Annotated in this window: 4 protein-coding genes; 3 read left to right on the top strand and 1 reads right to left on the bottom strand. The window is 72.4% G+C overall.

The window, feature by feature from the left end; translation table 11 throughout:
- The coding region (locus tag B9S61_RS02965; protein WP_146064688.1) for a TerD family protein at positions 1–587 on the bottom strand (587 nt) is incomplete at its 3' end.
- 163 nt (positions 588–750) lie between these two features.
- Between B9S61_RS02965 and B9S61_RS02960 the strand changes: the two genes are divergently transcribed.
- From B9S61_RS02960 to B9S61_RS02950, 3 genes are all read left to right on the top strand, one after another.
- Entirely contained in the window at positions 751–1,917 is a 1,167-nt protein-coding gene (locus tag B9S61_RS02960; RefSeq protein ID WP_103540779.1) for an HpcH/HpaI aldolase/citrate lyase family protein, read from the top strand.
- Positions 1,918–1,946: 29 nt separating this feature from the next.
- On the top strand, positions 1,947–4,562 hold the full coding sequence (locus B9S61_RS02955; protein ID WP_103540780.1) for a phosphoribosyltransferase: 2,616 nt from the start codon (positions 1,947–1,949) through the stop codon (positions 4,560–4,562).
- Positions 4,562–5,329 (top strand): HAD family hydrolase (locus B9S61_RS02950; protein WP_103540778.1); only part of this gene is annotated, 768 nt, incomplete at its 3' end. The genes B9S61_RS02955 and B9S61_RS02950, both read left to right, overlap by 1 nt.

The raw sequence follows: 5,329 nt of genomic DNA, 5'->3' as shown, positions 1-5,329 counted from the left end.
GGCGGCTGCTGGGCGCCGTCCGCCTCGGACTCCGGCAGGGCCTCCGCCTCCTCCACCGAGATGCCGAAGTCGGTCGCCAGACCCTCCAGCCCGTTCGAATAGCCCTCACCGAGCGCCCGGAACTTCCAGCCGTCCCCGCGCCGGTACAGCTCGCCGCAGATCAGCGCGGTCTCCTGGCCGGTCTCCGGCTTGATGTCGAAGTACGCCAGCGCCTCGCCGTCGGCGTCCTGCGCGTCGTGCAGCAGGATGCGCAGGTCCCGTACACGGTCGAAGGTGACGCCGTCCGCCGAGGCGACCAGCAGAATCCGGCCGACGCCGGACTCGACACCGGCGAGGTCGGTCTGGATCGTGTCGGTCAGGTTCTCGGCGACGCGCTTCTTGCCGAGCCGCCACACCTGCCCCCCAGGGTGCCGGGGCTGGTTGTAGAAGACGAAGTCCTCGTCGGAGCGCACACGGCCGTCGAGACCGAGGAGCAGCGCGGAGGCGTCGACGTCCGGTACCCCCTGCCCGGGCGACCAGCGCAGCACGGCGCGTACGGTGGTGGCCTCGAGAGGGACGTTCGACCCCTTCAGCATCGCGTGCGTCATGTGGTCATCCTGCCCTCTCCGTCCTGATCACGACAACGTGGGGGTTGAGCTCGACACAGCCGGGTTACCTGGTGTTCATGCCCGGAGGGAACCGCCGACATGGATGCCTACGTACTATTACCGGCCACCTTCCGACATTCCACTGATGCCACGGGGGAGTTCCATGCGTCATTTCGGTCACATCACCCCTGCGGTGCGGAAACGTCTCTTCTTCCGGGAGCCGGGCGAGTTCACGCCGGACTCCCCGGCGCGGCTGCTCTCCGCCGCCCTCGGCGCCACGCTGTACAGCCCCGCGACCAGGCCCCGGCTCGCCGACGACGTGGTCAAGCAGGTCGCGCAGGGTGTGGTCTCCATGGTGCTGTGCCTGGAGGACTCCATCGGCGACGCCGACGTGATCGCCGGTGAGGAGAACCTCGTACGCCAGTTCGCCGACCTGGCCGGACGGCCCGGTGCGGACCTGCCGCTGCTGTTCATCCGGGTCCGGACCCCCGAGCAGATCCCCGACCTCGTCCGCCGCCTCGGCCCCGCCGTGTCGCTGCTGTCCGGATTCGTGCTGCCGAAGTTCACCGCCGAACGCGGGCTGCCCTTCCTGGAGGCGCTCACCACCGGCGAGGCCGAGAGCGGCCACCGGCTGTTCGCCATGCCCGTCCTGGAGTCCCCCGAGCTGCTCTACCGCGAGTCCCGCGTGGAGACCCTGGAGGGCATCTTCCGCGCCGTCGACAAGTACCGCGGCCGCGTGCTCGCCCTGCGCCTCGGCGTGACCGACTTCTGCTCCTCCTACGGGCTGCGCCGGGGCTCCGACATGACGGCGTACGACATCCAGGTCGTCGCCTCCGTCATCTCCGACGTCGTGAACATGCTGGGCCGGGCCGACGGCACCGGATTCACCGTGACCGGGCCCGTCTGGGAGTACTTCCGCATCCAGGAGCGCATGTTCAAGCCGCTGCTGCGACAGAGCCCCTTCCACGAGGTCCAGGCCGTCGCACTGCGCCAGAAGCTGCTCGAACACGCCATGGACGGCCTGCTGCGGGAGATCTCCCTCGACCGGGCCAACGGGCTGCTGGGCAAGACCTGTATCCACCCCTCCCACGTCCTGCCCGTGCACGCGCTGTCCGTGGTCAGCCACGAGGAGTTCAGCGACGCCCAGGACATCCTCCGGCCGGAACGCGGCGGCGGGGGTGTACTCAGGTCGGCCTACACGAACAAGATGAACGAGGTGAAGCCGCACCGCGCCTGGGCGGAGCGGACCATGCTGCGCGCCGAGGTCTTCGGCGTGGCGAACGAGGACATCGGCTTCGTGGAACTGCTCGCGGCGGGCCTGGCGGACTGACGGGGATGGAGAAGGCTGTGAACGAGGGGATGCGCCACCCGGCGCGTCGGGCGGCACCGGCCGGCGAGGACACATGGTCCGGCAGCTGGGTCACACGGCGGCTCGGGGTCGAGCTGACCGGCGACGAGGCGCTGCCCGGCCTCCTGGGGCTGGCACTGCGCCGCAACCCCAAGCGGGCCCATCTGCTGGTGTCCAACGTGCTGGGCAAGCACGTGCCCCAGTCCCCGTCGGTCGTGTACGGCCACGGTGTCGAGCTCGGCCGCAGGGTGCGGGAGCTGCTGGGGCGCTCGGCGCAGGACGCGGTCGTCCTCGGCTACGCCGAGACCGCGACCGGGCTCGGCCACTGTGTCGCCGACGGTCTGGGCGTCGCGCCCTGCCTGCACTCCACGCGCCGCCCGGTCGAGGGGACGGCCACGGCCGGGGGCTTCGAGGAGGCCCACTCCCACGCGACGTCCCATCTGCTGCTCCCGGAGGACCCGTCCCTGCTGGCGGGGTCCGGCCCGCTGGTCCTGGTCGACGACGAGTTCTCCACGGGCAACACCGTGCTGAACACCGTCCGTGATCTTCATGCGCGGTATCCGCGCGAGCGGTACGTGGTCGTCGCCCTCGTCGACATGCGGTCCCCCGCGGACGCGGGACGGCTGGACGCGTTCGCGGACGAGATCGGGGCACGCATCGACCTGGTGACGGTCGCCTCGGGCACGGTGCGGTTGCCCGACGGCGTCCTGGAGAAGGGGCAGGAGCTGGTGGCGCGGTACGAAGGCGCCACGGCGGGTGCTTCGCCGACTACGGCTGCGGCGCCGCCGGGGCCGGTCGCGCGGTTCCCCGCGCCCCTTCAGGGAGATGCCCGTCCCCCGAGCCTGGAAGCGGAGGCCGGGACTCACCCCCCAGGGGCGCGGGGAACCGCGCGACAAGCCCATGACGGGCCGCAGCCGAACGACGGCCTCACCCGCGTGGACCTGCGCTGGCCCCCCGGCCTCCCCGACGGGGGACGTCACGGCTTCACCCCCGCGCACCGCGCCCACCTGGAGCGGACGCTTCCCGACATGGCCGCCCGCCTCGCACAAGCACTGCCGGACGGCGCCCGCCGCGTCCTCGTCCTCGGCTTCGAGGAACTGATGTACACCCCGCTGCGTCTCGCGGGCGAGCTGGAGCGGACCACCGACGCCGACGTGCGCTTCTCCACCACCACCCGCTCACCCGTCCTCGCCGTCGACGACCCCGGCTACGCGATACGCACCCGCCTGGTCTTCCCCGCCCACGACGACCCCGCCGACGGCCCCGGCGACCGCTACGCCTACAACGTCGCCGGCGGCGGTTTCGACGCCGTCGTCGCCGTGGTCGACTCCACCGCCGACACCCCCGCGCTGCACGCGCCCGGCGGCCTGCTCGCCCGGCTCGCCGAGCACACCCCGCACGTCCTCCTCGCGGTCGTACCGTCGTACGTACCCGCCGCCTCCCAGGACGCCCCCGAAAGGCCCGCCACCATGCTGTCCGACCCGCTCAGAGGCCCCGCCTTCTCCTCGTACGCGCCCGAGGAGGTCGGCTGGCTGCTCCAGGACCTCTCCGACGTGACGCTGGAGGCGCCGACCGAGGAGCGCGAGGAGGCCATCCAGAGCGGCGGCGCCCACTACGCGGAGTCGCTGCCCGTGGAGTACCAGCCCAGCGAGCAGTACCAGCGGCTGTTCCACGCCGCCCTCGACGAGTCGGCGGCCCGCCTCGCCCACGCCGTCGGCGTGGTCACCGAGACCGTCCTCGCGGAGCGGTCCCCGCGCCCCGTGCTGGTCTCCCTGGCCCGCGCGGGCACCCCCGTCGGCATCCTGATGCGCCGCTGGGCACAGCACCGCCACCAGCTCGACCTCCCGCACTACGCCGTCTCCATCGTCCGCGGCCGGGGCATCGACGCCAACGCGCTGCGCTGGCTGGCCGCCCATCACGATCCCCGGGATGTCGTGTTCGTCGACGGCTGGACCGGCAAGGGCGCCATCACCCGCGAACTCGCCCAGGCGGTCGAGGAGTTCGAGAAGGCCGAGGGCGTCACCGGCTTCGACCCGGAGATCGCGGTCCTCGCCGACCCCGGCTCCTGCGTCCGCACCTACGGCACCCGTGAGGACTACCTGATCCCCTCCGCCTGCCTCAACTCCACCGTCTCCGGCCTGATCTCACGCACCGTGCTCCGCGCCGACCTGGTCGGCCCGGACGACTTCCACGGCGCCAAGTTCTACCGCGAGCTCGCCGCCGCCGACCTGTCGGTGGCCTTCCTCGACGCCGTCTCCGCCCTCTTCCCGGAGGTGACGGACGCGGCCTGCGCCCAGGCCAAGGAACTCCTCGCCACCGACCGCACCCCCACCTGGGAGGGCTGGGCCGCGGTCGAGCGGATCAGTGAGGAGTACGGCATCCACGACGTGAACCTCGTCAAGCCCGGCGTCGGCGAGACCACCCGGGTGCTGCTGCGCCGGGTGCCCTGGAAGGTGCTGGCCCGGGCCGGGGCGGGCAGCGACCTCGACCACGTCCGCCTGCTCGCCGGACAGCGGGGCGTGCCCGTCGAGGAGGTCGACGGACTCCCGTACACCTGCGTGGGGCTGATCCACCCCCGGTACACGCGGGGCGCGACCGGCGCCGACGGCAAGGCGGTGACCCGCTGATGCCCGTCATCGTCGCCAGCGACCTCGACCGCACCCTCATCTACTCCGCCGCCGCCCTCGCCCTGACCATGCCCGACGCGCGGGCACCGAGGCTGCTGTGCGTGGAGGTCCACGAGAGCAAGCCGCTGTGCTACATGACGGAGACGGCGGCCCAGCTCCTCACCGAACTCGGCGACGAGGCGGTGTTCGTCCCCACGACGACCCGCACCCGCAAGCAGTACCAGCGCATCAACCTCCCCGGCCCGCAGCCCACGTACGCGATCTGCGCCAACGGCGGCCACATCCTCGTCGACGGCGAGAGCGACCGGGACTGGCACGCCCGGGTGCTGGCCCGGCTGGCCGACGAGTGCGCCCCGCTGTCCGAGGTGCAGGAACACCTGCTGCGGACCGCCGATCCGGTGTGGGTGCGCAAGCACCGCGTCGCCGAGGACCTCTTCGCCTACCTCGTCGTCGAGCGCGAGCTGCTGAGCGAGGAGTGGGTGAAGGAACTCGCGGTGTGGGCGGAGAACCGCGGCTGGACGGTGTCCCTCCAGGGCCGCAAGATCTACGCCGTGCCCAAGCCGCTCACCAAGAGCGCGGCCATGCGCGAGGTCGCCCGCCGCACCGGCGCCGAACTCACCCTCGCGGCCGGCGACTCCCTCCTCGATGCCGACCTGCTCCTCGCCGCCGACCGGAGCTGGCGCCCGGGCCACGGCGAACTCGCCGACGCCGACTGGACGGCCCCCGCGGTCAGGGCCCTGCCCGAGCGGGGCGTGCTGGCCGGGGAG

Source organism: Streptomyces sp. SM1, from assembly GCF_002910825.1.
GTDB classification, from domain to species: Bacteria; Actinomycetota; Actinomycetes; order Streptomycetales; family Streptomycetaceae; genus Streptomyces; species Streptomyces okerensis.
This window is presented reverse-complemented; position numbering and strand designations above follow the sequence as displayed.